This window comes from Micromonospora sp. URMC 103, from assembly GCF_051386435.1.
Classification (GTDB): Bacteria; Actinomycetota; Actinomycetes; order Mycobacteriales; family Micromonosporaceae; genus Micromonospora.
The window spans coordinates 41,881-67,465 of record NZ_JBPQTR010000004.1 but is presented as its reverse complement, the minus strand read 5'-3'; the positions used below and the strand labels follow the sequence as shown (position 1 = coordinate 67,465).

24 protein-coding genes are annotated in these 25,585 nt (G+C 73.8%); 10 read left to right on the top strand and 14 right to left on the bottom strand.

What is annotated here, in order from left to right; genetic code table 11:
* Position 1: 1 nt before the first annotated feature.
* Genes ACSNOA_RS03890 through pdxH form a run of 3 tightly spaced genes read right to left on the bottom strand, consistent with a single transcriptional unit; the run spans position 2 to position 2,925 of the window.
* Complete coding sequence (locus ACSNOA_RS03890) at positions 2 to 931, bottom strand: aldose 1-epimerase family protein (protein ID WP_436656335.1); 930 nt, start codon at positions 929 to 931, stop codon at positions 2 to 4.
* A gap of 18 nt (positions 932 to 949) precedes the next feature.
* Positions 950 to 2,299 (bottom strand): MFS transporter, encoded by a 1,350-nt coding sequence (locus ACSNOA_RS03885; protein WP_436656333.1) that lies wholly within the window; start codon positions 2,297 to 2,299, stop codon positions 950 to 952.
* Positions 2,296 to 2,925 (bottom strand): pyridoxamine 5'-phosphate oxidase, encoded by a 630-nt coding sequence (gene pdxH / locus ACSNOA_RS03880; protein ID WP_436658307.1) that lies wholly within the window; start codon positions 2,923 to 2,925, stop codon positions 2,296 to 2,298. The genes ACSNOA_RS03885 and pdxH overlap by 4 nt, the downstream gene beginning before the upstream one ends.
* A 283-nt stretch (positions 2,926 to 3,208) precedes the next feature.
* Here pdxH and ACSNOA_RS03875 point away from each other — a divergent pair, with 283 nt between their 5' ends.
* The 4 genes from ACSNOA_RS03875 to ACSNOA_RS03860 all read left to right on the top strand — a co-directional run bounded on the left by ACSNOA_RS03875 (position 3,209) and on the right by ACSNOA_RS03860 (position 8,029).
* Positions 3,209 to 4,315 (top strand): citrate synthase 2, encoded by a 1,107-nt coding sequence (locus ACSNOA_RS03875; protein ID WP_436656331.1) that lies wholly within the window; start codon positions 3,209 to 3,211, stop codon positions 4,313 to 4,315.
* A 251-nt stretch (positions 4,316 to 4,566) separates the two neighbouring features.
* A complete protein-coding gene (gene serC, locus ACSNOA_RS03870; RefSeq protein ID WP_436656329.1) occupies positions 4,567 to 5,694 on the top strand; it encodes a phosphoserine transaminase in 1,128 nt (375 codons plus the stop codon).
* A gap of 187 nt (positions 5,695 to 5,881) precedes the next feature.
* A complete protein-coding gene (gene sepH, locus ACSNOA_RS03865; protein ID WP_436656327.1) occupies positions 5,882 to 6,967 on the top strand; it encodes a septation protein SepH in 1,086 nt (361 codons plus the stop codon).
* A 75-nt stretch (positions 6,968 to 7,042) separates the two neighbouring features.
* On the top strand, positions 7,043 to 8,029 hold the full coding sequence (locus tag ACSNOA_RS03860; protein WP_436656325.1) for an aldo/keto reductase: 987 nt from the start codon (positions 7,043 to 7,045) through the stop codon (positions 8,027 to 8,029).
* A 105-nt stretch (positions 8,030 to 8,134) separates the two neighbouring features.
* Here the strand turns inward: ACSNOA_RS03860 and thpR are convergent, their stop codons facing one another.
* From thpR to ACSNOA_RS03835, 5 genes are all read right to left on the bottom strand, one after another.
* Complete coding sequence (thpR, locus tag ACSNOA_RS03855) at positions 8,135 to 8,713, bottom strand: RNA 2',3'-cyclic phosphodiesterase (protein ID WP_436656323.1); 579 nt, start codon at positions 8,711 to 8,713, stop codon at positions 8,135 to 8,137.
* Positions 8,714 to 8,723: 10 nt separating this feature from the next.
* Positions 8,724 to 9,233 (bottom strand): hypothetical protein, encoded by a 510-nt coding sequence (locus ACSNOA_RS03850; RefSeq protein ID WP_436656321.1) that lies wholly within the window; start codon positions 9,231 to 9,233, stop codon positions 8,724 to 8,726.
* 130 nt (positions 9,234 to 9,363) lie between these two features.
* A complete protein-coding gene (locus tag ACSNOA_RS03845; protein ID WP_436656319.1) occupies positions 9,364 to 10,647 on the bottom strand; it encodes an MFS transporter in 1,284 nt (427 codons plus the stop codon).
* 75 nt (positions 10,648 to 10,722) lie between these two features.
* Positions 10,723 to 11,172 carry a MarR family winged helix-turn-helix transcriptional regulator gene (locus tag ACSNOA_RS03840; protein WP_436656317.1) on the bottom strand — a complete coding sequence of 150 codons (450 nt, stop codon included), beginning with the start codon at positions 11,170 to 11,172 and terminating at the stop codon, positions 10,723 to 10,725.
* 120 nt (positions 11,173 to 11,292) lie between these two features.
* On the bottom strand, positions 11,293 to 12,771 hold the full coding sequence (locus ACSNOA_RS03835) for an NCS2 family permease (RefSeq protein ID WP_436656315.1): 1,479 nt from the start codon (positions 12,769 to 12,771) through the stop codon (positions 11,293 to 11,295).
* Positions 12,772 to 12,860: 89 nt separating this feature from the next.
* Here ACSNOA_RS03835 and ACSNOA_RS03830 point away from each other — a divergent pair, with 89 nt between their 5' ends.
* Entirely contained in the window at positions 12,861 to 13,115 is a 255-nt protein-coding gene (locus tag ACSNOA_RS03830; RefSeq protein WP_436656313.1) for a DUF2530 domain-containing protein, read from the top strand.
* Positions 13,116 to 13,157: 42 nt separating this feature from the next.
* Here the strand turns inward: ACSNOA_RS03830 and ACSNOA_RS03825 are convergent, their stop codons facing one another.
* The gene (locus tag ACSNOA_RS03825) at positions 13,158 to 13,997 is read right to left on the bottom strand and encodes a DUF3027 domain-containing protein (RefSeq protein WP_436656311.1); all 840 of its coding nucleotides are present in this window, start codon (positions 13,995 to 13,997) and stop codon (positions 13,158 to 13,160) included.
* Between the two features lie 87 nt (positions 13,998 to 14,084).
* On the opposite strand from ACSNOA_RS03825, the gene ACSNOA_RS03820 reads away from it, so the two are divergent.
* Entirely contained in the window at positions 14,085 to 15,692 is a 1,608-nt protein-coding gene (locus ACSNOA_RS03820) for an MFS transporter (RefSeq protein ID WP_436656309.1), read from the top strand.
* A complete protein-coding gene (locus ACSNOA_RS03815) occupies positions 15,689 to 16,378 on the top strand; it encodes a futalosine hydrolase (RefSeq protein ID WP_436656307.1) in 690 nt (229 codons plus the stop codon). The genes ACSNOA_RS03820 and ACSNOA_RS03815 overlap by 4 nt, the downstream gene beginning before the upstream one ends.
* Here ACSNOA_RS03815 and ACSNOA_RS03810 read toward each other — a convergent pair.
* Positions 16,332 to 17,216 carry a GNAT family N-acetyltransferase gene (locus ACSNOA_RS03810; protein WP_436656305.1) on the bottom strand — a complete coding sequence of 295 codons (885 nt, stop codon included), beginning with the start codon at positions 17,214 to 17,216 and terminating at the stop codon, positions 16,332 to 16,334. The genes ACSNOA_RS03815 and ACSNOA_RS03810 overlap by 47 nt on opposite strands.
* A 646-nt stretch (positions 17,217 to 17,862) precedes the next feature.
* Here ACSNOA_RS03810 and ACSNOA_RS03805 point away from each other — a divergent pair.
* Positions 17,863 to 18,693: a 1,4-dihydroxy-6-naphthoate synthase gene (locus ACSNOA_RS03805; RefSeq protein ID WP_436656303.1), complete on the top strand. Its 831-nt coding sequence runs from the start codon at positions 17,863 to 17,865 to the stop codon at positions 18,691 to 18,693.
* On the opposite strand, the gene ACSNOA_RS03800 is transcribed toward ACSNOA_RS03805, so the two are convergent.
* Positions 18,654 to 19,040, bottom strand: coding sequence for a cold-shock protein (locus ACSNOA_RS03800; protein WP_436656301.1), 387 nt, complete (start codon positions 19,038 to 19,040; stop codon positions 18,654 to 18,656). The genes ACSNOA_RS03805 and ACSNOA_RS03800 overlap by 40 nt on opposite strands.
* A 28-nt stretch (positions 19,041 to 19,068) precedes the next feature.
* Positions 19,069 to 19,692 carry an HAD family hydrolase gene (locus ACSNOA_RS03795; protein ID WP_436656299.1) on the bottom strand — a complete coding sequence of 208 codons (624 nt, stop codon included), beginning with the start codon at positions 19,690 to 19,692 and terminating at the stop codon, positions 19,069 to 19,071.
* An 82-nt stretch (positions 19,693 to 19,774) separates the two neighbouring features.
* Between ACSNOA_RS03795 and ACSNOA_RS03790 the strand changes: the two genes are divergently transcribed.
* Positions 19,775 to 22,255 carry a helicase-associated domain-containing protein gene (locus tag ACSNOA_RS03790; RefSeq protein WP_436656297.1) on the top strand — a complete coding sequence of 827 codons (2,481 nt, stop codon included), beginning with the start codon at positions 19,775 to 19,777 and terminating at the stop codon, positions 22,253 to 22,255.
* Positions 22,256 to 22,257: 2 nt separating this feature from the next.
* On the opposite strand, the gene ACSNOA_RS03785 is transcribed toward ACSNOA_RS03790, so the two are convergent.
* Positions 22,258 to 22,488 (bottom strand): hypothetical protein, encoded by a 231-nt coding sequence (locus ACSNOA_RS03785; RefSeq protein WP_436656295.1) that lies wholly within the window; start codon positions 22,486 to 22,488, stop codon positions 22,258 to 22,260.
* A gap of 87 nt (positions 22,489 to 22,575) precedes the next feature.
* Entirely contained in the window at positions 22,576 to 23,460 is an 885-nt protein-coding gene (locus ACSNOA_RS03780) for a L,D-transpeptidase family protein (protein WP_436656293.1), read from the bottom strand.
* 177 nt (positions 23,461 to 23,637) lie between these two features.
* On the opposite strand from ACSNOA_RS03780, the gene ACSNOA_RS03775 reads away from it, so the two are divergent.
* Positions 23,638 to 25,317, top strand: a complete 1,680-nt coding sequence (locus tag ACSNOA_RS03775; RefSeq protein ID WP_436656291.1) for a DNA repair helicase XPB — start codon at positions 23,638 to 23,640, stop codon at positions 25,315 to 25,317.
* Positions 25,318 to 25,585: the final 268 nt, after the last annotated feature.

The window sequence follows — 25,585 nt, the reverse complement described above, 5'->3', positions numbered from 1 at the left end:
ATCAGGCGCCGGGCCGGACGCCCCAGACGCCCCGCCAGGTCTCCCCCGGCTTCAACATGATCACGTCGCGGCCGGAGCGGAACGCGTCCGGCGGGCAGGTCATGGGCTCGACCGCCACCGAGCGGCGGTGCCGGTCACCCGTGAGCGTGTCCCCGGTGAAGACCTGCCACCAGCCGAACTCCCGGTCGGCCCAGATCGTCACGCCCGCCGAGCCGTCCGGGCCGGCCAGGCTCACCGCGGACCCGCCGTCGGCGTCCCGCGCCACGTCGCCGAAGGACAGGTCGAGCACGGCGTCGCCGATGCGGCGGGGGCTCGTGTAGTCGTACTCGGTGCCGTCCACGGCGGTCGCAGCGATCGGGAGCAGCCGGTTGTCGAGCACCATCCGGGTCCGGCCGGGCACCCGCATCGCCAGGTCGTCCACGGCCACCCCGGGCAGTTGGAGGTACGGGTGCACCGAGAAGCCGAACGGCGCCGGCTCGCCGCCGACGTTGCGGACCTCGTGCTCGGCGCGCAGGCCGTCGGCCCCGACGCTCCAGCGGCTGCGCAGGTCCAACGCCCACGGGTAGCCGGGCTGCGGCGGCAGCGCGTAGCCGAGGGTCACCGCGTCCGTGGACTGCTCCAGCAGGTGCCAACGCACCCAGTTGACCAGCCCGTGGATGGCCACGTGCCGCTCCGGCTCGGTGAGCGGCAGCTGGTGCGTCCGCTCACCGATGGCGTACCGGCCGTCCCGGATCCGGTTCGGCCACGGCGCGAGCACCTGGCCGGCGCAGCCGGGGCAGAGCTCGTCCTCGGCGTACCCATCGAGGTAGTCGACGCCGTCGTGCGCGTACGTCCGCACCCCGCCGCCCACCTCGACGATGACGGCCTCGTGGCCGGCGGCGGAGATCGTCCACTGGGTGCCCGAGGGTGGGCGCTGGTCCGGGGTGTCCATGGAGGCGACCCTAATCAATCACTCTCGGTCACCGCCCGACGCCGCCGCGGCGGTCGTCTCCTCCGCGGGCGGCCGCTCGGGGTCGACCGTGGTGGCGGCCCGGTAGCGCAGCAGCGCCGGGAAGGCGACCGCCAGCACCACCACCAGGACTGCGGAGGCGACGCCGCCGGCCACCCAGGCCACCCCGCCGCCGAACGCGGCCGCCGTGGTGCCGGCCCGCAGGTCGCCGAGGCGCGGGCCGCCCGCGACGACCACCGTGTTCACACCCTGCAGCCGGCCGCGCATCCGGTCCGGCGCGTACACGAGCAGCATGGTCTGCCGCAGCACGGCGCTCACCAGGTCGGCCGCGCCGGCCACGCCGAGCAGCACCACCATGAGCCAGAGCTGGTGGGCGAACCCGGCGGCCGCGATGGCCATCCCCCAGCCGACCACCGCGAGCACCAGCCCGAGGCCCTGGCGGCGCAGCCGGCCGATCCAGCCGGACGTGAGCCCGCCGAGCATCGAGCCGATGGCGATGGCGGCGTACAGCCACCCGACCGCCCCCGCACCCTCGAACCGCTCGTGGGCGATCTCCGGGAAGAGCGCGCGCGGCATCGCGAGGATCATCGCGATCAGGTCGACGCCGAACGAGAGCAGCAGCACCGGCGTCGTCGCCAGGAAGCGGAACCCGTCCACCACGCTCGCGAGCCCCGCCCTGCGCGGCGTGCCGTCGCCGTCCGGGTCCGGCTCCGGCGGCAGCGAGGGCAGCCGCAGGGTGGCCCAGAGCGAGACGGTGAACAGCACCGCGTCCACGGCGTACGCGACGGGCAGCCCGACGTCCGTCTGCCACGACGCGAAGATCAGGCCGGCCGCCAGCGGACCGACCACCGACGAGGCCGTGAAGGTCGTGTAGTTCAGCGTGCTCGCGGCCGGCACCAGGTGCTGGGGCACCAGCTTGGGCAGGATCGCGCTGCGGGCCGGCGAGGTGACGGCGAACGCGGTGGACTGCACGGCCACCAGGACGAGCAGCAGCACCGGGCTGCCCACCCGCAGCAGCGCCTGCACGAGGAGGCCGAGGGTGGACGCCCAGAGCAGCACCGACCCGCCGAGCAGCACGAGCCGCCGGTCCCGCGCGTCGGCGACGGCCCCGCCCCAGAGCCCGAACACGAGCAGCGGCAGGAACCCCGCCACGCCGAGCAGGCCGACCCAGAACGAGTCGCGGGTGAGGTCGTACATCTCGACCGGCACGGCGACCGCCGTGAACTGGAAACCGAACGTCGCGATCCCGTTGCCGAGCCAGATCCGCCGGTAGTCGGCCACCCGCAGCGGCCGCAGGTCGATGGCCCAGCGGCGCGCCCCGCGCGGCCGGGCCTGCTGCGCGCCCGTCACGGCGCGAGCCGTTCGACGGTCCAGTCGCCGGCGTCCGTACGCCGGAACCGCAGCCGGTCGTGCAGCCGCCCGGCGCGGCCCTGCCAGAACTCGACCGACCCGGGGCGGACGCGCAGCCCGCCCCAGTGCGGCGGCGCCGGGATCGCCTCCACGCCCGCGAACCGCTCCTCCGCCTCCCGGTAGCGCTGCTCGATCGCGGCGCGGTCGGGCACGACCTGCGACTGGGGGCTGGCCCAGGCGCCAAGCTGGGAAGTGCGGGGCCGGGTCGCGAAGTACGCCTCGGTCTCCGCCCGGGGCAGTGGCTCGACGGCGCCCGCCACCACGACCTGGCGCTGCATGGGGAACCAGGGGAAGACGAGGCTGGCGTACGGGTTGGCCGCCACCTCGGTGCCCTTGCGCGAGGCGTGGTTGGTGAAGAACACGAACCCGTCCGGGTCGTAGCCCTTCAGCAGCACGGTGCGGCCGCTGGGCCGGCCCGCGGCGTCGGCGGTGCCCACGACCATCGCGTTCGGCTCGGGCAGCCCGAAGGCCACCGCGTCGGCGAACCAGCGGGTGAACTGGGTGTGCCAGTCACCGGCCAGGTCGGTCTCGGAAAGGCCCCGGTCCGCGGCGTACTCGTTACGCATCGCGGCCGGGGCTGGTGTGTCGCCCGTCACGTTCCCACTCCTCTTTCCCGGGCCGCCGGCGCGCGCGTGGCTGCCCAGCCCGTACCGCCCCAGTCTCACCCCGGCGGCGGACGGGATGCTCGGCGGGGGATGTCGCGTGCGGCACAGTCCCCGCGGGTCGCGTACTGGGTTACTCAGCAGGCAAGATGTTCCGAACACATCCCTGAGGGTCGCCTAAGGTGCTCGACCGGCTGGGCCGGATTGGGGCTCACCGGGCGCACCGGACCAGAGCCAGGAGAGCGACATGGCCGACTTCAAACCGGGCCTGGAGGGCGTCGTAGCCTTCGAGACCGAGATCGCCGAGCCCGACCGCGAGGGCGGCGCCCTCCGGTACCGCGGGGTGGACATCGAGGATCTGATCGGCCAGGTCTCCTTCGGGAACGTGTGGGCCCTGCTGGTCGACGGCCGGTTCGGGCCGGGCCTCCCGCCGGCTGAGCCGTTCCCGGTGCCGGTGCACTCCGGCGACATCCGCGTCGACGTGCAGTCCGCGGTCGCGATGCTCGCTCCGTACTGGGGCCTCAGCCAGCTCCTGGACATCTCCGACGAGCAGGCGCGCGAGGACCTCGCGCGGGTCTCGGTGACCGCGCTCTCCTTCGTGGCGCAGTCCGCCCGCGGCCTGGGTCTCCCCGCCGTGCCGCAGAAGGAGATCGACAAGGCGCAGACCATCGTCGAGCGGTTCATGAAGCGCTGGCGCGGCGAGCCGGACCCGCGGCACGTCAAGGCGGTCGACGCGTACTTCATCTCGGCGGCCGAGCACGGCCTGAACGCCTCCACCTTCACCGCCCGGATCGTCGCCTCGACGGGCGCGGACGCCGCGGCCTGCATCTCCTCCGGCATCGGCGCGCTCTCCGGGCCGCTGCACGGCGGCGCGCCGTCGCGGGTGCTGAGCATGCTCGAGGCCGTCGAGCGCAGCGGCGACGCCGAGGGGTACGTCAAGGGCGTCCTCGACCGCGGCGAGCGGCTCATGGGCTTCGGGCACCGGGTCTACCGGGCCGAGGACCCGCGGGCCCGCGTGCTCCGCCGCACCGCGAAGGAGCTCGGCGCGCCCCGCTTCGAGATCGCCGAGGCGCTCGAGAAGGCCGCCCTCGAGGAGCTGCACAACCGCAAGCCGGACCGGGTGCTCGCCACCAACGTCGAGTTCTGGTCGGCCGTGGTGCTCGACTTCGCCGAGGTGCCCGCGCACATGTTCACCTCGATGTTCACCTGCGCCCGGATGGGCGGCTGGAGCGCGCACATCCTGGAGCAGAAGCGGCTCCAGCGGCTGGTCCGCCCGTCCGCCCGCTACGTCGGCCCCGGCCCGCGCAAGCCGCAGGAGGTCGAGGGCTGGGACGCCATCCCGCACGGCGTCTGAGCGATCCCCGCGAAAGGGCCCCCGCCACGCCGGCGCGGGGCCCTTTCCGCTGTCCGGGGCCGGCCGGTTGTGGCGTACGCCTCAGTGCCGGGCGCGGGACCGACCACGGGCCCGGCGGCCGGGGATGAAAGGATGAGGGCTCGGCAGTGCCGCCGGACCAGGCTCGGATCCCGGTCGGCGCGTGCCCCGCGCCCGTCGAGGATCCCGCGCCCGCCAGCTCACCCGGCCCACGCGGAAGGACCCTGAAGACCGTGGCTGACGCACCGACCATCCGGATTCCCGACGAGATCAAGCCCGCCGACGGGCGGTTCGGCTGCGGGCCGTCCAAGGTCCGCCCGGCGGCGGTGTCCGCCCTCGCCGACGTGGCCACCAGCTACCTGGGCACCTCCCACCGACAGAAGACGGTGCGCGACCAGGTGGCCCGGCTGCGCCGCGGGATCGCCGAGTTCTTCGCGCTGCCCGAGGGCTACGAGGTGGTGCTGGGCAACGGCGGCACCACGGCCTTCTGGGAGGTCGCCACGTTCGGCCTGATCCGCGACCGGGCCCAGTTCGCGAGCTTCGGCGAGTTCGGCGCGAAGTTCGCGAAGGCCGTCAAGGACGCGCCGTTCCTCGGCGAGCCCACCGTCCACAGGTCCGAGGCGGGCAGCGCCCCGCGCCTGGTGGCCGAGGCCGGCGTCGACGTCTACGCCACCCCGCACAACGAGACCTCGACCGGCGTGGCCGTGCCGATCTCCCGCGTTGCCGGCGCCGACGAGGGCTCGCTCCTGCTGGTCGACGCCACCTCCGCCGCCGGCGGCCTGGACGTGGACGTCGCCGAGACCGACGTCTACTACTTCGCGCCGCAGAAGTGCTTCGGCTCCGACGGCGGCCTCTGGCTGGCCCTCATGTCGCCGGCGGCGCTGGAGCGGGCCGCCGAGATCAAGGCGTCCGGCCGGTACATCCCGGCCTTCCTGGACCTGGTCACCGCCATCGACAACTCGCGGCTCGAGCAGACCTACAACACCCCGGCGCTCGCGACCATCTTCCTGGCCGCCGAGCAGACCGACTGGATGAACGCGCAGGGCGGCCTGGCCTGGGCGGCCAAGCGGACGGCCGAGAGCGCCGCCATCGTGTACGGCTGGGCCGAGCGCTCCACGGTGGCCACCCCGTACGTCGCCGACCCGGCGCTGCGGTCCAACGTGGTCGCCACGATCGACTTCGCCGACGGGGTGGACGCAACCGCCGTCGCGAAGGCGCTGCGCGCCAACGGCATCGTGGACACCGAGCCCTACCGCAAGCTCGGCCGCAACCAGTTGCGGGTCGCGCTCTTCCCGGCCGTCGAGCCGGCCGACGTCGAGGCGCTCACGGCGTCCATCGACTACGTGGTGGAGCGGCTCTAGTCCGGAGTGACGGTGGGTGGCCGTCGCCCGGTGCGGCGGCCACCCACCGTGATCATCGGCGCTGCTCACCCGCGACATGCGGGGTGTCGGATCCCCCACCTGCGGGCAGATGAGCGTACGGTGGTGCGAGACGCCCGGGTGGCTGGCTCGTGGCGTGCGGCCAACGAAGCGGGACGGAGGCAACGCAATGCGCCCAGTACGCTTCGTCGCCCTCTCCGAGGACGGCCAGGCCCTGGTGCTCGCCGACGAGGTGGGGCGGCTCCTCGCGCTGCCCCTCGACGAACGTGTGGCCACCGCGCTGCACGCCGAGCCGGGCGCACCGCCGCTCACGGTGGCCCCGGCGGCCGCCGCCGATCCGATCCCGTCCCTGTCGCCGCGTGACATCCAGGCCCGGATCCGCTCCGGCGAGTCCGCCGAGGACGTCGCCCGCATCGCCGGCGTGCCGGTCGACCGGGTGCTGCGCTACGCCGGCCCCGTGCTTCAGGAGCGGGCCATGCTCGCCCAGCACGCCCGGCGCACGCGGCTGAAGGGCGCGGAGAAGCCGACCCCGCTCGCCGAGGTGGTCAACGCCCGGCTGGCCCAGCACGGCATCGACACCGAGAAGATCTCCTGGGACGCCTACCGGCGCGACGACGGCACCTGGCGGATCATCGCCACCTGGCCGTCGGGCAAGGCCACCGCGCAGGCGGTCTGGGATCTCGACAAGACCCGCCAGGCGGTCGCGCCGCACGACGACATGGCGCAGTACCTGTGCGCCGAGCGGCCCACGCCGATCCTCGGCCAGGAGCCGGCGCCGGAGCGGGGCGGGCACGCCCTGCCCGGTCCGTCGCGTGGTGAGCCGAGTCGGGGTGGGCACGGGCTGCCCGGTTCGGCCGACCACCCGCGCCCGGGTCGCGACCCGATCCGCGCCGGGCGCGACGCCCTGCTCGCCTCCCTCGACCGTCCGCTCGGCGGCACGCCGGGCCGGGGCCTGGAGCCGCGCACGCCGGCGGCGCTCGCCGGGTCCGAGGCGCCCCGGCAGCGCCCGGTCGGTGGCGGCGCTGCGGCGCTGCTCGGCGGCGGTCCCGGCTCGGCCTTCGACGACGACTCGGACGCGCCGAAGGAGGTGCCGGCCGTTCCGTCGCTGGCCGTGCTCCGGCCCCGGCGCACGGGCGCCGCGGCGGCGGCCGCCGGAGGCGAGTCCGCCGACACGTCGGGCAAGCCGCGCAAGCGCCTGCCGAGCTGGGACGACGTGCTCTTCGGCAGCGGCCCGGCGGCGCGCGAGTCCTCCTAGGCACTCGTCGGGCGGGTGGCTGTTCCACCCGCCCGCCGAGAGGCACTCTAAGTGCCGCGGTGGCAGGCTCGGTTCATGGAGTACACGAATCTTGGCCGCACCGGCCTCTCGGTCAGTCGTCTCTGCCTCGGCACCATGAACTTCGGCCCGCAGACCAGCGAGCCGGACAGCTTCGCGATCATGGATCGCGCGCTGGAGCACGGGATCAACTTCTTCGACACCGCCAACGTGTACGGGTGGAAGCTCGGTGAGGGGGTCACCGAGCAGATCATCGGCCGTTGGCTGGCACAGGGCGGCGGCCGGCGGGACAAGGTCGTGCTGGCCACGAAGGTCTACAGCAGGATGGGCGACTGGCCCAACGAGCAGGGCCTGTCCGCCCGGCACATCATCCGGGCCTGCGAGGACTCGCTGCGCCGGTTGCAGACCGACACCATCGACCTCTACCAGATGCACCACGTCTCCCGGACCACCCCCTGGGAGGAGATCTGGCAGGCCATGGAGACGTTGGTCGCGCAGGGCAAGGTCGTCTACGTCGGATCGTCCAACTTCGCCGGCTGGCACATCTCCGTGGCCCAGGAGGCCGCGTCCCGGCGCAACTTCCTCGGCCTCGTCTCCGAGCAGTGCATCTACAACCTCCTGACCCGGCACGTCGAGCTGGAGGTGGTTCCCGCCGCGCAGCACCACGGGCTCGGCATCATCCCGTGGTCGCCGCTGCACGGCGGGCTGCTCGCCGGCGTGCTGCGCAAGATGGCCGAGGGCTCGGCGGCGCGCGGCAACAGCGGCCGGGCGGCCGACGGGCTGGCCGAGCACCGGTCGACCATCGAGGCGTACGAGAAGCTCTGCGCCGACCTGGGGCACGACCCGGCCGACGTGGCGCTCGGCTGGCTGCTGTCCCGGCCCGGGGTGACCGCGCCCATCATCGGTCCCCGCACCGTGGAGCAGCTCGACCGCTCGCTCGGCGCGCTGGACGTCCGGCTCGACGAGGCAACCCTGACCCGGCTGGACGAGCTGTTCCCGCCCGTCGGCAACGGCGGTCCGGGCCCGGAGGCGTGGGCCTGGTGAGGATGCGGCCGGCCGTCGGAGGGTGACAGCGCCCGTCGACGGCCGGCTGCGCCGAGATCTGGCGACCGGGCCTCGACGGCGCGCCGCGTGGGCGGGATGCCCGTGTCAGATCGGCCAGGCGGCGAGCCGGTCGTAGTGGGGCCGCGGGCCGAGGTGGCTGCGTACGAGCACCAGCTCGGTGGCCGGCCACTCCGGGCCCAGGTAACCGTCCAGAGTGGCCCGGTCCGCCTCGACGTCGACGCGGTCCACCCGGTCACCGGGCCGGGCAACCGTGAGGTGCGCGCGGAACGGCTTGTCGTCGAGCGGCAGGCGCGCGTGCCGCAGCCGTGAACGGACCAGCCGGGCCAGGGTGGCCAGCGCCTCGGCCTCGCCCCTCACGTCCACCCACAGCACGGTGAACCGGCCGCGCCCGAACCGGCCGCCGCCGCCGAGGCGCAGCCGGGGCGAGGAGTCCCGGGCGTCGTGGAACCACTGGGCGGCGAGCCCGAGGGCGCTCTCCACCTCGACGAGCCGGTCCGCCTCGACGTCGCCGAGGAAGGCGAGGGTGAGGTGGAGGTGCGCCGGGTCGGCGAGCCGGACGTTGGTGCCGGCCGCGGCGGCCGCCCCGACCCGCAACTGGGCGATCTGGGCGGTGAGGTGGGCGACCGCCTCCGGCGGCGGGTAGACCGCCACGAAGAGCCGCACCCGCGTACGCCTAGCGGTGCTGTTGGCGGCGCCCGGTGCGGGCGGCGGGCAGCGTCAGACCGGCGGCGTGCAGCAGCCCCTCGACCCGCACCCGCTCGATCTCCTGGTCGACGCCGGTCAGCTCGGTCAGGTGCTCGGTGATGCCGAGGGCCCGGCAGGCCATCCGCAGCCGGTCGTCGTACGCCTGGAGCACCGCGCCGTGCCACACCACCGACCGCCCGGTGCCGCCGAGGCGCTGGCTGCCGAGCCGGCGCAGGTCGGCGGCGAGTTGTTCGAGCGGCCGCCGGTCCGTGCGGTCGAACTCGGACAGGTCGATGTCGCGGGTCAGCGCGTCGGCCTCGATGGCCCTGTCGAGCCGGGCGATGGTGCGGCGCTCGCGGCGGCGGTCGCGCCATTCGGCGTAGCCGCAGGCCACCCGGTCGATGATCTCGTCGGCGCAGAAGATGAGGGCGAACAGCACGGGCAGGCTGGCCACGGCGACGAACGCCAGGACCAGCAGCACCGTGCGTCCGACTCCCACGCATCGACGCTAAGCCCCACCGTACGGCCGCGCCACCGGATTGGCCGCATCCGCGTCATCCGCGCAACCGGACGCTCCCGCGGCGGAAACCGAAGGGGCCCCTGCCGTTCGCAGGGGCCCCTCGCGTCGCTCAGCTCTCGGACTGGACGACGTAGAAGCGGGGCATCGGAAGCACCCGGAACCGGAGTCGGGCCCCCGAACGGCGCAGCTGCCAGGTCAGGGCCAGCAGCGCGGTGGCCAGCGAGATGAGCCCGCCACCCCAGATGGCCGCGCCCGCGCCGAAGGTCTCGGCGATCCGGCCGATCACCGGCGCGCCCACCGGGTTGGTGCCCAGGAAGACCAGCACCCACAGGGCCATCACCCGGCCGCGGAAGGCGGCGTCCACGCCGAGCTGGACCCGCTGGTTGGCGGCCTGGGCGAAGAAGACCATGAAGAACCCGGTGGGCACCAGCAGCGCCACCACCAGCCAGTACGTCGACGCGAGGCCGACCAGCGTGCCGAAGCTCGCGCAGGCGATGGCGGCGCCGAGCACCAGCCAGACCGACGGGCGGCTGCGGCGGCCCGTGCCGGAGAGCGCCCCGCCGAGCGCGCCGACCGCGAGCGCCGTGCTGAACAGACCGAACGAGGCGGCGCCCGTGTTGAACCCGGTCTTCGCGAGCGCGGCGAGGGTGAGCTGGAAGTTGAACAGCGACATGCCGATCACCGACATGACGACCATCGGCAGCAGCAGGTCGGCGCGCCGCCACACGTAGCGCAGCCCGTCGATCACGCGCGCCTCGGCCCGCTCGTCGCGCGGGAGCAGCGCCTCCCGGTGCAGGTCGGACGTCCGCATGCGGACCACGTTGACCAGCGGCGCGATCGAACTGAGCGCGGTGAAGAGGAAGACCGGGCCGACGTCGAAGGCGGCGATGGCGAGACCGGCGACGGCCGGGCCCACGATGCGGGCCGAGTTGAACACGGCGGCGTTCAGCGAGAGCGCGTTCGGCAGCAGCGAGACGCCGACCAGCTCGGACACGAAGGCCTGCCGGACCGGGGTCTCGACCGCGTTCGCGACACCGAGGAGGAGCGCGAACGCGAACACGTGCCAGAGCTGCACGAGGTCGGTGAGGACGAGCAGGCTCATGCCGAGCGCCAGCACCGTCCAGACGGTGTTCGCGACGAACAGCAGGATCCGCTTGTCGTACCGGTCGGCGAGGCGGCCGGAGAGGAGCGTCAGCAGCAGGACGGGGGTGAACTGGAGTGCCGTGACCACGCCGAGCGCGGTGGCGGAATTACCGGAGAGGTCGAGAACGAGCCAGTCCTGGGCGATGTACATCATCCAGACGCCGAGCAGCTTGATGAGCTGCCCGGTCGCGAAGAGCCGGTAGTTGCGAACCTGTAGGGACTGGAACATTGTGCTCAGCCTGGCCTGCACTCTTGGCTGCGCCTCCTCGAGTCGTACGCGTCATCGACAACGGACGGCGCGGACCCGGTGGCGCGGGTGCGTGAGTCAGGCGCGAGCCAGCTGCTGGAAGAGCTCGGCGGCCCTCCGCAACGTCTCCCGATCAGCCTCGGTGAGCTCGGCCAGCCGCTCGGCCAGCCACTCGTTACGAGCGCGCTCGAACTGCTCGAGCACCGCCCGTCCCCCCTCGGTCGGCGCCAGGATGACCTGGCGCCCGTCGGTCGGATGGGGTGTGCGCTGCACGAGGCCGCGCTCCTCCAGCTTCCCGACGATCCTGGTCATCGTCGGCGGCTGCACCCGCTCGATGTCGGACAGTTCCCGGGGCGTCAACGCGCCCGCCAGCTTGAGGCTGGTGAGCGCGGAGAGCTGGGTGACCGTCAGGTCGCCGACCGGGCGGGCCTGTCGGACCCGCCGGTTGAGTCGGGTGATCGCATCACGCAACTGGGGAGCCAGCTGCGCCGGTGGCACGCGTTTCGCCGTCACCGTCCGCTCCGTCACGATAGTTAGCTTAACTAATGAGCATGGCTAACGACATCTGATATGACCAGGCTCACGAGGACTTACGCCCTGCCCCGTGGCCGGGTGTCCGCTTTCCGGCACCCGGCCACGCGACCGGCGTCACAACACCACGGACTCGATCGGCCCGCGCAGGAAGTACACGACGAAGAGCGCGGCCACCCCGTACAGCAGCGGGTGCACCTCCCGCGCCTTGCCCTTGGCCAGCTTCAGCAGGACGTACGTGATGACGCCCGCGCCGATCCCGTTGGAGATCGAGTAGGTGAACGGCATGAGCACGATGGTGAGGAACGCCGGGATGGCGATCTCGTAGTCGGCCCAGTCGATGGTCCGCACCGCCGTCATCATGAGGAAGCCCACCACGACGAGGGCCGTGGACGCCGCCTCGAACGGCACGACGACCACCAGCGGCGCCAGGAACATGGCGAGCAGGAACAGCGCGCCGGTGACGAGGTTGGCCGCACCGGTCCGGGCGCCCTCCGCCACACCGGCGGCACTCTCGATGTACGAGGTGTTGCTGGAGGTGCTGGCCGCGCCGCCGGCCGCCGCGGCGATCGAGTCGACCAGCAGGATCTCCCGGGCCCGCGGCGGGGTGCCCCGCTCGTCGAGCATGCCGCCCTCCTGGCCGACCGCGACCATCGTGCCCATCGTGTCGAAGAAGTCCGTGATCAGCAGCGTGAAGACGAACATGAGCGCCACGAGCCAGCCGGCGCGACCCCACGAGTCGAGCACGTTGAAGTTGCCGAGCAGCGACAGGTCCGGCACGTCCACCACCGTCTTCGGCAGCTCGGGGACGTTCAGCGCCCAGCCCGCTGGGTTGGGCTTGCCGTTCACCACCGAGGGACCGACGTTCGCGATCGCCTCGACGATGACCGCCAGCACGGTCGAGCCGAGGATGCCGATGAGGATCGCGCCACGGACCCGGCGGACCACGAGCACCAGCGTCAGCAGCAGGCCGACCACGAAGACCAGCAGCGGCCAACTGGCCAGCTTGCCCCCGATGCCGAGCCCCACGGGCACGGTGGTGTTCGCGACGTCGGGCACCCGCCGTACGAAGCCGGCGTCGACGAGGCCGATGATGGTCAGGAAGAGGCCGATGCCGACGCCGATCGCCGTCTTGAGCTGCGTGGGCACCGAGCGGAACACGGCGGTACGCAGGCCGGTCAGCACCAGCACGGCGATGATCACACCTTCGATGACCACGAGGCCCATGGCGTCGGCCCAGGTCATCTCCGGAGCGATCTCGTACGCCACCAGCGCGTTGACGCCGAGGCCGGCCGCGAGCGCCAACGGGAACCGGCCCACCACGCCCATGAGAATGGTCATCACACCGGCGACCAGGGCGGTGGCCGCCGCGATCGCGGGAATCGGGAGGGTCTTGCCGTCACCGTCGACGGCGCTACCGAGGATGAGGGGGTTGAGCACCACGATGTAGGCCATCGTGAAGAAGGTCGCCAGGCCACCGCGTACCTCGCGGCTCAGCGTCGAGCCGCGGGCGGAGATGTCGAAGAACCGGTCGAATCCGTTACGCGGGCGAGCGGGGTCGGGTGGTGTGCCGTTCTCGGGCGGCGCTACTGCCATCAGAGTCCTCGCAGGTGATCTTCCGTCGGTCGCGCGCATCGTCCCAGATCAGTGCCGGACCAGGAAAGTTGATCGCGTACGCTTGGCGCGTGCCGAAGCAGCAGCAACCGCCGCGGCCCGAGCCGCTCGACCCGCCGATGGTGCCGTTCGCACTCGCCGGCATGGTCGGCTGGGCCCTCGCGGGCCTGGTGCTGCTGGTCTTCTTCCGCGGCTGGCTCAGCGACCACGGACACGAGAACTGGCTGTGGATCTGCCTGGCCGGGTTTCTGTGGGGCTTCCCCGGTCTCGCCGTGATGATGCGGCACGACGCCAACCGTCGCCGCCGCCGCGCCGCAAGCTCCTGACCCGCCCGACCCCGCTGACCTGCGCGGACGGCCGACCGAAGATCAGGAGTGGCCGTACGGCTCCGCCGGCTCGGCCGCCTCGACGGACCCCGGGGCCCGGCTCACGGAGACGGCCTCCACCGCGCTGTCGTCGTAGACCGTCGGCATCTCCTCGACGGACGTCTCGGCCGCCTCGATGAGCGTCTCCGAGTGGGCGCCGCAGCCGTGGTCGGCGCTCACGACCCGACCGTCGTCGGGGGCGTAGAAGTTGCCGCAGGCGCCGAAGGCCTGCCGCAGCGAACCGGCCAGCGGAAGGTAGAAGCCGCAGGTGCCGCAGCGGGCCGAGGCCGGCGCCGCCGTGGAGATCGGCGCGGAGGGGCCGTGCTCGCCGTCGTACCACCGCTGGGCGGCCTCGGAGCGGCCTTCGCGGGACAGCACCCGGGCCCGGCCCAGGCCGAGCTCCCATGCCGTCTCCTCGACCGCCGGGTCGTCGGAGAGCAGGTAGCCGGGGGCCAGCCGCTCGTCGTCCGGCGGCGTGGGCAGCAGGTCACCGGGGCCCAGGTCACCCGGCTTCAGCCGCTCCTGCCACGGCAACCACCCGGGTGCGAGCAGCGCATCGGTGCCGGGCAGCAGGACCGTCTCGCAGATGGTCACGGTGCGGCTGCGGGGCACCCGCGTGACGGTGACGGCCCAGCGCCAGCCGCGGTAGCCGGCCAGCCGGCACGCGAAGTAGTGCGTCACGAGCCGCTCGCCCTCGGCCACGGCCTGGAGGTGTTCGCCGACGTCAGAGGGGTCGACCTCGGTGATGCCGGCACGCGCCACGTCGACGGCGGCGGCACAGACCTGGTCGAGACGGGCGGCACGGGTGGAGGCGGGCCTGGTCACCCGACCATTGTTCCCCATGCGTACGCCCCGCTGACAGGGACTCCCCGGGGAGGTTCTGCGTAACTGGCGCGGCACAGGCGGATCGGATGGGCGAGGATGGTGCACATGCCGCTGTCATCCCGCCCTGACCGGTCCGTCCTCGGGCGGACCGTCGGCACCGGCATCCGCGCCGTCCGGCTGCTGCTGCGCGGGTCGATCGGCAGCGGGCGGTGGGTGACCCGGCGCGCCGGCCGCGCGCGGGCCCGCGGAGCGGGCAACGAGGTCGGCATGGTCCGCCTGTTCGACCTGCACGCGCTCTCCTGCGCCGGCGACACCCTGATCGCCATCGGGCTGGCCGGGACGATCTTCTTCAACGTGCCGCTCGGCGAGGCGCGCAGCAAGGTAGCGCTCTACCTGCTGATCACCATGGTCCCGTTCGCCATGCTGGCGCCCGTGGTCGGACCGCTGCTCGACCACTTCCGGCACGGCCGGCGGTACGCGCTCGCCGCCACCATGCTCGGCCGGGCGTTCCTCGCCTGGCTGATCTCCGACTACATCCACGGCTTCGGGCTCTACCCGGCGGCCTTCGGGGTGCTGGCGCTCTCCCGGGCGTACGGGGTGGCCCGTTCGGCCGCCGTGCCGAGACTGCTGCCGGAGGGGCTGGGCCTGTCCCAGGTCGGGGCGCGCGCCAGCGTCTACGGCACGGTGGCCGGCGGCCTTGTCGCCCCCATCGGGTTGGCGGCGTTCTGGTTCGGGCCGCAGTGGCCGCTGCGGGTCGCCTCGGTGATCTTCCTGGTCGGCATGGTGATCTCGCTGCGCCTGCCGCCGAAGGCCGACTCCGAGCCGCCCGAGCGGGTGCCCCGCCCGCTGCGTGCACTCGGCCGCCGCTCCGGCGAGCGCCCGCTGGGCCGGGGGCGTCCCGCGGGCCGGCTCGTGATCGCCACCCTGATCGGGGCGGCCACCCTGCGCGCGGTCTACGGGTTCCTGCTGCTGTTCCTCGCGTTCGCCATCAAGAAGGGCGACCTCACGACGGTCGTGTTCGGCCGCGACCTGACCGCCGAGGCGGCGCTCGGCCTGGTCGGCGCGGCGCTGGCCGTCGGCACCTTCCTGGCCACCGCGATCGGCACGCGCCTGCGCATCCACCGGCCGACGGCCATCCAGTCCAGCAGCATGATCATCGTGGCGGGCGTGGCGGTGCTCGCCGTGTTGAAGTTCTCGCTGCCCATGGTCGCCCTGTTCTGCCTGGTCGCCGCTCTGTTCAGCGGCCTCGCCAAGCTCGCCGTGGACGCCTCGATCCAGGAGCGGATCCCGGAACGCCTGCGGGCCAGTTCGTTCGCCCACTCGGAGACGGTGCTGATGCTGGCGTTCGTCGCGGGCGGCGGGCTCGGGCTCGTGCCGTTCACCGGGCGCACGGGCATCGCGGTCGCCGCCGGCGTCGGCGTGCTCGCGGCCATCCGGGGCGTGCTGGTGGCCGGCCGGCTGCGCGGCGAGCGGCTGGCCGGCCGTCCGCTCGGCGACGACGAGCTGGCCGAGCAGGCCAACGAGGAAACCACCGCGCCGGAGGGCGACGACCCGCGTCCCACCTCGCCGCCCCCGGCGCCGGGCGACACGGCGGGCTACGAGCCCGGCCTCGCCCCGCCCGGCTACCACATCTACCGGCCGTCCTCGGCGGTCGGCGGGGCGGGCGGCAGCGACGACGAGACCCGCCGGGAACCCCGCGGACCGGTCTCGTGACGGGTCTGCTGGTGGTGACCGCCGTGCCCGCCGAGGCCGACGCGATCCGCGCGGGCCTCACCGACCCCACGGTGACCGTGGCCCCGGTCGGGGTGGGTCCCGCCGTCGCGGGTGCGGCCACCGCGCGGCTGCTGGCGCTGGCCGAGGCGGCCGGCCGGCCGTACCGGGCGGTGGTGAGCGCCGGGGTGGCTGGCGGCTTCAGCGGGCGGGTGGCCGTGGGTGGCACCGTGCTGGGCACCGCGAGCATCGCCGCCGACCTCGGCGCGGAGTCACCGGAGGGCTTCATCCCGATCGACGCGCTCGGCATGCCGCCGGCGCTGCTCGGCGGCGGCAGCATCGTCCCGGCCGACCCGGAGCTGCTGGCCACGCTCCGGAAAGCACTGCCGGACGCCGGGGTCGGGCCGGTGCTCACGGTCAACACCGTGACCGGCACGGCGGCCAGCACGGAGCGGATCGCCGAGCGCTACCCGGACGCCCTGGCCGAGGCCATGGAGGGGTACGGCGTGGCGGTCGCGGCCGCCCAGGCCGGCCTTCCCTTCGCCGAGCTGCGCACGGTCTCGAACCCGATCGGCCCGCGGGACCGGAACGCGTGGCGCATGCGCGAAGCCCTCGCCGCCCTCACCGAGGCCGCCCCCGCCCTCACCCTCGCCCGGGTCGCACCCGGCGGTCCAGCCGCAGCGCCGTAGGCCGGCTCGCCTCCGGCCGGAACCCGCACGCCACCAGGAACCTGACCTCGCCGAACTCGGCGACCGCCCGCGCGGTCCGAATGCCCGCCCGCTCCATCTCGTCGGTGAGCAGTGCGACCAGTCGCCGACCGATGCCGAGCAGGCGCGCGTCCGGCGCCACGAGCACGCCGTCCAGGACGATCTCGCGCCGGTCGCCCAGATCATCCCCGAGAAGCAGATCGTCACTCCGCTGGTGGGCCCGTAGCTCACCGACCGGCGCTCCGTCGGGAAGTTCGGCGAGCAGCCGCCACGAGGTGGCCGGCAATCCATCCGGGTCTCGCCGCAGCCGCACCTGCTGGCGGATCCGTTCGCGCCACCGCCGCTCGTCCCGGCGCCTCCGGTCGAGGTCGTAGGTCACCTCGGGCACCCGCAGCGGCCACCGCTCGGGCGGCAGCGTGTACCAGTGCGCCCACCACGCGCCCGGCCAGTCGGAAAGCTTCCGCACCTTCCGGGCGTCCAGGTGTGGCGGATACCGTCGGCCGGCGTCGTCCCGCAGATCATCGTCGCGCAGGCCGTCGTCGCGCGGGCGGTCGTCGCGCAGGCCGTCGTCCGCCACGCCCGACGTTATGCCGCGCCCGGCCCGACCCGGCCTGCGGATCGCCACCTCGCCACCCGCCGCGCGGACCAACCGCTCCACCGTCCCGAACCTCGGCTCGGCGCCCCACCCCGCCTCGATCCGGGCCAGGGTGCTCTTCGGTACACCCGACCGGTCCGCCAGCTCCCGCTGGCTGAGGTCGGCCTGCCGCCGCAGGACGCGGAGCACGGCACCCACGTCGATCGACCCGATGACGTCCGTCATCCCGCGATGGTCCCGAGCCCGAAAGCCGATTTCAACAGCCCTTCCGGGACTGTGGATAAGTCTGTGGACAACCGTCTGGTGTCGAGTCCCACGAGGGGCCTCCGGCCACTGTCGAGCTGCCCCATATCTGAGACTCGGCACAAACCGGTGCAAGCTCTGCCGCCTGAGCATGGCCACGTGGGTCATACCCGGCCTCGCTCGCCCCAGTCGCCCCGGCGGCCCCGGTCGCTCGCTGGCGGGCTTGATCGACTCCGTTTCGCCGAAGTGGCGGTGTCCCACGAGGCCCGATGCCGCCGTATCGGCGATCCGGTGCCGTCACCGGCCCGCACGCTGCCGGTGCCCGGCCCCGGAGTCGATCAAGCGGCTCTCGGGAGTCGGGGGCTTTCCGTGTCGTCCGGGCGGCCACTCGTAGTCGACGCCGCGGCCGCCCGAGATCCGGCGATTCCCGCCTTCCCCATGCCCCATTTCTGGGGCAGCTCGACAGCGCCCGACGCAGGGCACCGTTCCCCGGATCAGCACCCGCAACGGCACCGGCACCGGCACCGGCACCGGCACCGGCACCCCAACGACACCGACACACGGCACACGTCACAGTGGTCGGCCCCCGACCCGACGGGCTGCGCGGGGGCGGGTCTACGGTGGGGGTGTGGCGCTCTCCCTCGCGTTCTCGCCCTGCCCCAACGACACCTTCGTCTTCCACGCGCTCGTGCACGGCCGCGTGGCCGGCGCGCCGCCGGTCGAGGTGACCTACGCCGACGTCGACGTGACCAACACGGCGGCCGAGCGCGGGGCGTTCGACCTCGTGAAGGTGAGCTACGCGGCGCTGCCCTGGCTGCTGGACCAGTACCACCTGCTGCCGTGCGGCGGCGCGCTCGGCCGCGGCTGCGGCCCGCTCGTGCTCACGCGCGGCGACCGCACCGACCTGTCCGGCGCGACCGTGGCGGTCCCCGGCGACCGGACCACGGCGTACCTGCTGTTCCGGCTCTGGGCGGCCGACCAGCAGCCGGTGCGGATCGAGGTCGTGCCGTTCCACGAGATCATGCCGGGCGTGGCCGCCGGCCGGTACGACGCCGGGCTGGTCATCCACGAGGCCCGGTTCACGTACCACCGGCACGGCCTCACCGCCCTCGTCGACCTCGGCGAGTGGTGGGAGGGCGACACGGGCCTGCCCATCCCGCTCGGCGCGATCCTGGCGCGGCGCGGCGCCGTCGACCCGGAGGCGGCGGCCGGATGGATCCGCGAGTCCGTCCGGCAGGCGTGGGCCGACCCCGCCGCGAGCCGGGAGTACGTGCTCGCGCACGCGCAGGAGATGGAGCCCGACGTGGTGGACCGGCACATCGGCCTCTACGTCAACGAGTTCACCGCCGACCTGGGGGACGCGGGGTTCGCCGCCGTGGAGGCGCTGCTCGGCCGTGCCGCCGACGCCGGGCTCGTGCCTCAGACCTCCAGCTCGCGCGCCACGGCGTGGACCAGCTGAGCGATCTTCTGGGCCGTACGCCGGTCGGGGAACCGGCCGCGGCGCAGGTCCGGCTGGACCTTCGCCTCGAGCACCTTGATCATGTCTTCGACGAGGCCGTGCAGCTCCTCCGCCGGCCGGCGGCGCAGCTCGGCCACCGACGGCGGCGCCTCCAGCAGCTTGACCCCCATGGCCTGCGCGCCCCGGCGGCTGTCCACCACGCTGAAGTCGACGCGCTGGCCGCCCTTGAGGTCGGTGACACCCGCCGGTAGCGCGCCCTTCGGCAGGAACACGTCGCCACCCTCGTCACTGGTGACGAACCCGTATCCCTTGGTCGCGTCGTACCACTTCACTCGACCCGTAGGCACCTGAGATCCCCTGCTTCGTTTGAGCCGTCTACTGCTCCAAGGCTAGCCGGATCATGCCGTCGAGCGCCGCCGGGAATCCGGTGAGATCATCGAGCACCACGTCCGCTCCGGCCTCCCGCAGCTCACCGGGCGAGCACGGGCCGGTCGCCACGGCGATGCCCGGCACCCCGGCCGCCGCGGCGGCCACCATGTCGGCCACGTGGTCCCCCACGTAGTGGGTGGCGCCGTGCTCGCGCAGGGCCGTGGCCTTCTCCTCGGCGAACAGGTCACCCGCGACCTCGTCGACCTCCAGCTTGAGGTGGTCCAGGTGCAGCCGGGCCAGCCGGCCGATCTTCGAGGTGACCACGAGCACCCGGCCGCCGCGCTCCCGGACCGCCTCGATCGCCTCCCGGGCGCCGGGCAGCGGGACGGTCGGGGTGATCGCGTACGCCGGGTACAGCTCCCGGTAGATCAGCACGGCCGACTCGACCTGCTCGGGCGGGAACCACCGGGCGATCTCGGTGCGCAGCGGCGGGCCGAGGCGGGACACCGCGGCGTCGGCGTCCACCGGCACGCCGGTGCGCGCGGTGAGCGCCCGGTAGGTGGCCGCGATGCCGGGACGCGAGTCGACGAGGGTCATGTCGAGGTCGAACCCGACGGTCGGTGCGCGCATGCGGAGACCGTACCCGGGCTCGTGGACCAGCCGGACGTCCGAGGGGCGGGAGGCCCCGTCGCCGGGCTAGCGTGGAACGACGATGAGCACCTCACTCGCCGACCACCTCCGGTCGCTGCCCGACGACTCCCTGGCCGCGCTGCTCCAGCTGCGGCCGGACCTCGTCGTACCCGTGCCGGCCGACATCTCGGCTCTCGCCACCCGCGCCCAGTCCCGCGTGTCGGTGGCCCGGGCGCTGGACGGGCTGGACCAGTTCACCCTCCAGATCCTCGACGCCGCCCGGCTCACCCGCGACCCGGCGGACGGCACCACCTCGACCGACGCCGTGCTCGCCATGGCGACGGCCGGGCCGCGGCCGCCCGCGCCGACCAGCGTCCGGGTCGCCGTCGACCGGCTGCGCGCGCTCTTCCTCCTGTACGGCCCGGAGAGCGCGCTGACCGTGGTGGCGAGCGTCGACGAGGTGTCCCCGTACCCGGCGGGGCTGGGCCGACCGGCGGCGGAGCTGGACGCTCGGACGGCGGCGCTGTGCGCGGACCCGGCGAAGCTGCGGCGGACGCTGCTGGCGGCGCCGCCCTCGGCCCGCGCGATCCTGGACCGGCTCGCGGCCGGCCCGCCGGTGGGCAGCGTCCCTCCGGGCGCGCTGCGGGCACCCGCGGTCGGCGCCGAGGACGCGCTGCCGCCCGATCCGGTCAACGGCGGCGCGCCGACCGGGTCGCCGGTGCGGTGGCTGGTGGAGAACCGGCTGCTCGTGGCCGTCTCCACCGGGAAGTCCGGCTCGCCGGGGACCGTCGAGCTGCCCCGGGAGATCGGGCTGCTGCTGCGCCGGGACAGCGGGCCGCTCGGGCCGCTGCGCACGAGCCCACCGACCGTCGCGGCGACCCCGCGCGAGGCGAAGGCCGTCGACTCGGCCGGCGCCGGGCAGACCATGGAGGTCGTACGCCAGACGGAGGGGCTGCTGGACCAGCTTGCCGCCGAGCCGGCCCCCGTGCTCCGCTCGGGCGGCATCGGGGTTCGTGACCTGCGCCGGCTGGCCCGCGCCGGGGGCCTGGACGAGCCGACCACGGCGCTGCTCGTCGAGGTGGCGTACGCGGCGGGGCTCCTCGGCGAGCTGGAGCTGCCCGGGGTCACGACGAGCCGGTACGGGGCGGACCAGCAGGTGCTGCCGACCGCCGGGTACGAGGTGTGGCGGGCCGCCTCGCTGGCCCAGCGCTGGGAACAGCTGGCCCGCGCCTGGCTCACCATGACCCGGCAGGTCGGGCTGGTCGGGCAGCGCGACGACCGGGACCGGCCGATCACCGTGCTCTCGGCCGAGGCGGAACGCGCCGGCGCGCCCGGTTCCCGGCGTGCCGTGCTCGGGGTGCTGGCCGACCTGGAGCCGGCCACCGCGCCCACTCCCGACGAGGTGCTGGAGCTGCTCGACTGGCGGGCGCCGCGGCGCAGCCGGGGTCGGGAGGCCGCGCACCGGGAGGTGCTGGCCGAGGCCGCCCAGCTCGGGGTGACCGGTCTGGGGGCGCTCACGTCGTACGGGCGACTGCTGCTGGCCGATGTGACCGAGGCGGACGACCGCGACGAGGACCCGCTCGGGCTGCACGCCGATACGGACAGCGAGGAGCCGTCGACGGCCGTACGGGCCCTGGACGCGCTGCTGCCCGCCCCCGTCGACCACTTCCTCGTGCAGGCCGACCTGAGCGTCGTGGTGCCGGGCCCGCCGGATCCGACGCTCGCCGCCGAACTGGACGCGATCGCGGAGCCGGAGTCGGCGGGCGGGGCCAGCGTGCACCGGATCACGACGGCGAGCGTTCGCCGGGCGTTGGACGCCGGCTACACGGCCGACGACCTGCACGCCCTTCTCCGGCGGCGGTCCCGGACCCCCGTGCCGCAGGGGCTCACGTACCTGATCGACGACGTGGCCCGCAAGCACGGCGGGCTGCGGGCCGGCTCGGCCGGCGCGTACCTGCGCAGTGACGACGAGGCGCTGCTCACCGAGGTGTTCGCCGACCGGCGGTTGGAGTCGTTGGCGTTGCGCCGGCTCGCGCCGACCGTGCTGGCCACCCCGTACCAGGTGGGGCGGCTGCTGGGCGCGCTGCGCGACGCCGGGTACGCCCCGGTGCCGGAGGACGCGAGCGGCGCGGCCGTGCTGTCCCGTCCGAAGACCCGGCGGGCGCCGGCCCGTGTGTCCGTGGCGACCCGGACGCTGGACCCGCTCGCCGCGCCGAGGGTGCCGATGCCGCGGCTGCTCGGCGTGGTCGAGCACATCCGACGGGGCGACGCGGCGGCGCGGGCGGCCCGACGGGCCCCGGCGGCGGTACGTGGCGGCGTGCGCGGCGCCACCGGACCGGCGCCCGTGCAGGGCCACGCGGACGCGCTCGCGGTGCTCCAGCAGGCGGTACGCGATCGGGCGCTGGTCTGGGTGGGCTACGTCGACGCGCACGGGGCGACCGCGTCGCGGCTGGTCAAGCCGGTCTCGATCGGCGCCGGCTACCTGCGCGCCGAGGACGAGCGGACGGAGATGCTGCACACGTTCGCGCTGCACCGGATCACGGCGGCGGTGCTGGCCGACTGACCTCAGCGGCGGCTGCGGCGTACGGTGCCGACGACCGAGATGATCAGCAGCAGGGCGAACCCGGTGCCGGCGGCCTCGCCGACCGAGTTGACGAAGCCCTGCCGGAGCACCAGCCAGCCGTAGAGGAACCAGCCGAACAGGACCACCGCGGCGACCGTGTACGCGATCACGGTCGCCGTGGACACCTCGTCGGCCTGGTCGTGCTCGTCGGCCACCTCATGATCGAGCGCCATTCGCGCCTCCCCGTCCGGTACGACGCCGATGTCCAGCGTGGCACCGTCGGGGCGCAAGTGACAGGGGATAAAACCCGGGTCCGCTGCTCAGGTGCCGGGGCGCCGCCCGACGAGCACGACCCGGCTGCCGACCTTGCCGAGTTCCCAGTAGCGGACGGCGTCGGTGTGCAGCAGGTTGACGCAGCCGTGCGAGCCGATCGACTTGTCGTGCAGGTACGTCGTGGTCTCGTGGAAGCCCATGCCCTGCGTGAAGTGCTGCCAGTAGGGCAGCCACACCTCGTACGGGTTGGACCACTCCTTGATGTTGCGGTAGTTGATCGTGTAGGTGCCGGACGGCGTCCGGTAGCCGGCCATGCCCGTCCGGGTCACGGTGGGCTTCACGAGCACCTTGCCGTTGCGCATGACCCAGGTGGTCTGCCGGGTGAGGTCGATGCAGAAGGTGGTGCCCGAGCCGGCCTCGCAGCGGCCGGTGTCGGTGGTGGCGAGCCGCTTGGCGACGTCGTACGTGGTCGGCCCGGCGCGACCCTCGGCGGGGCGGATGCCGTACCTCTTCTGGAACTTCTTGATGGCGGCGCAGTCGGCGGCAGACTGCCTGCCGTCGACGGTGACCCGACCGAACCCGCCGAGCTGGGCGAGGTACGTCTCCACGGCGCGCTGCTGCTCGCCCTGGGGGCAGCCCGCGGGAGTGCTCGTGCTGGGCTTCGGGGCGGTGCGGCTCGGCTTGGGCGGCGGTGTCGGCCTGGTCGGCGGGGCCATCCGGGTCGGCGTCGCCTTCGGCTGCGCGGGCGCCACGGGCCGCTGGCCCGGCCCGGGCGTACCGCTCGCCCCCGTTACCTGCTCCGCCGCGCCGACCGGGGCGAGATCCTCGCTCCCCTTCCCGCCGGCCTGCGGATCGAACGCACACGCACCGGCGCCGACCAGCGTGACCACCATCAGGGCGAGCAGCCGGGAAGTGACCCGAACACGCTTCATGACGCCTCCCTACACCGCCGTCCCATTCTTAGACGTTTCCGAGTACGGGTGTGGTTGCGCCCGGTGCGCGTCTTTCTTCCGGCAACCGGGCGCGTGTAACACTGGATGGTCGGCCTGCGGCGGGGTTTCAGCCGCGTGGCGGGTACTCGACGGCCATCCCGAGGAGAGGACGCTGGCGTGAGCGGTGGACCACTGATCGTGCAGTCGGACAAGACCCTGCTGCTGGAGATCGACCACCCCGACGCGCAGGCCTGCCGGATGGCCATCGCGCCGTTCGCCGAGCTGGAGCGCTCCCCCGAGCACGTGCACACCTACCGGCTCACCCCGCTGGGCCTGTGGAACGCGCGCGCCGCCGGCCACGACGCCGAGGGTGTCGTCGACACGCTCATCAAGTACTCCCGCTACCCGGTGCCGCACGCGCTGCTCGTGGACGTGGCGGAGACGATGGACCGGTACGGCCGGCTCCAGCTCGCCAACGACCCGGCGCACGGCCTGGTGCTGCGGGCGCTCGACCGCGTGGTGCTCGTCGAGGTGGCCAAGAGCAAGAAGCTCGCCGGCATGCTCGGCAACAAGATCGACGACGACACGATCGCCGTCCACCCGTCCGAGCGCGGACGCCTCAAGCAGGCCCTGCTGAAGCTCGGCTGGCCGGCCGAGGACCTCGCGGGCTACGTGGACGGCGAGGCGCACCCCATCGACCTGGCCGAGGCCGGCAAGGACGGCCGCAAGCCGTGGACGCTGCGGTCGTACCAGCGGGAGGCCGTCGAGGCGTTCTGGGCCGGCGGGTCCGGTGTCGTGGTGCTGCCCTGCGGCGCCGGCAAGACCCTGGTCGGGGCGGCGGCGATGGCCGAGGCGCGGGCCACCACGCTGATCCTCGTCACCAACACGGTGGCCGGGCGGCAGTGGAAGCGCGAGCTGGTCGCCCGCACGTCGCTCACCGAGGACGAGATCGGCGAGTACTCGGGCGAGCGCAAGGAGATCCGCCCGGTCACCATCGCCACGTACCAGGTGCTCACCTCGCGGCGCGGCGGCGCGTTCACCCACCTCGACCTGTTCAACGCCCGCGACTGGGGCCTCGTCATCTACGACGAGGTGCACCTCCTGCCCGCGCCGATCTTCCGCTTCACCGCGGATCTCCAGGCCCGCCGACGGCTCGGCCTCACCGCCACGCTGGTGCGGGAGGACGGCCGCGAGGGCGACGTGTTCAGCCTCATCGGCCCGAAGCGGTACGACGCGCCGTGGAAGGACATCGAGTCGCAGGGCTGGATCGCGCCGGCCGAGTGCGTCGAGGTACGCGTGACGCTCACCGACGCCGAGCGGCTGGCGTACGCGACGGCGGAGGCCGAGGAGCGCTACCGGATGGCGTCCACGGCGCGGACGAAGCTGCCGGTGGTGCGTGCCCTCGTGGAGCGGCACGCCGACGACCAGGTGCTCGTGATCGGCGGGTACATCGACCAGCTCCACCAGCTCGGCGAGTACCTGGACGCGCCCATCGTGCAGGGCTCTACCACGAACAAGGAGCGGGAGCGGCTGTTCGACGAGTTCCGGTCCGGTGCGCTGCGGACGCTGGTGATCTCGAAGGTCGGCAACTTCTCCATCGACCTGCCCGAGGCGGCCGTGGCCATCCAGGTGTCGGGCACGTTCGGGTCGCGGCAGGAGGAGGCGCAGCGGCTGGGGCGGGTGCTGCGTCCGAAGGCGGACGGGCGGCAGGCGCACTTCTACACGGTGGTGTCCCGGGACACGATCGACACGGAGTACGCGGCGCACCGGCAGCGCTTCCTGGCCGAGCAGGGGTACGCGTACACGATCGTCGACGCCGACGACGTCCTCGGCCCGAAGCTGCCGACGATCGACTGATCAGGGGCGGCCCGCCGCCCTTGATCCACACCAGGTCGCCGATGTGGCGGTGTCCCGGTCACCCGGACACGCCACATTGCCGACCTGGTGTGGATCACTTGTCGCGGCTCCGCGACTCAAGGCCCCGCTCGGATCGCGCTTGGTCGACTCCGCTTCCGAGAACTCGCGGTATCCACCCCGACCGGACACCCCCACTTCCCGGAACCGGAGTCGATCGTGAGGGGACGCGCCGGATGAGGTCGTGATCGAGACCAGATCGCCGGTATGG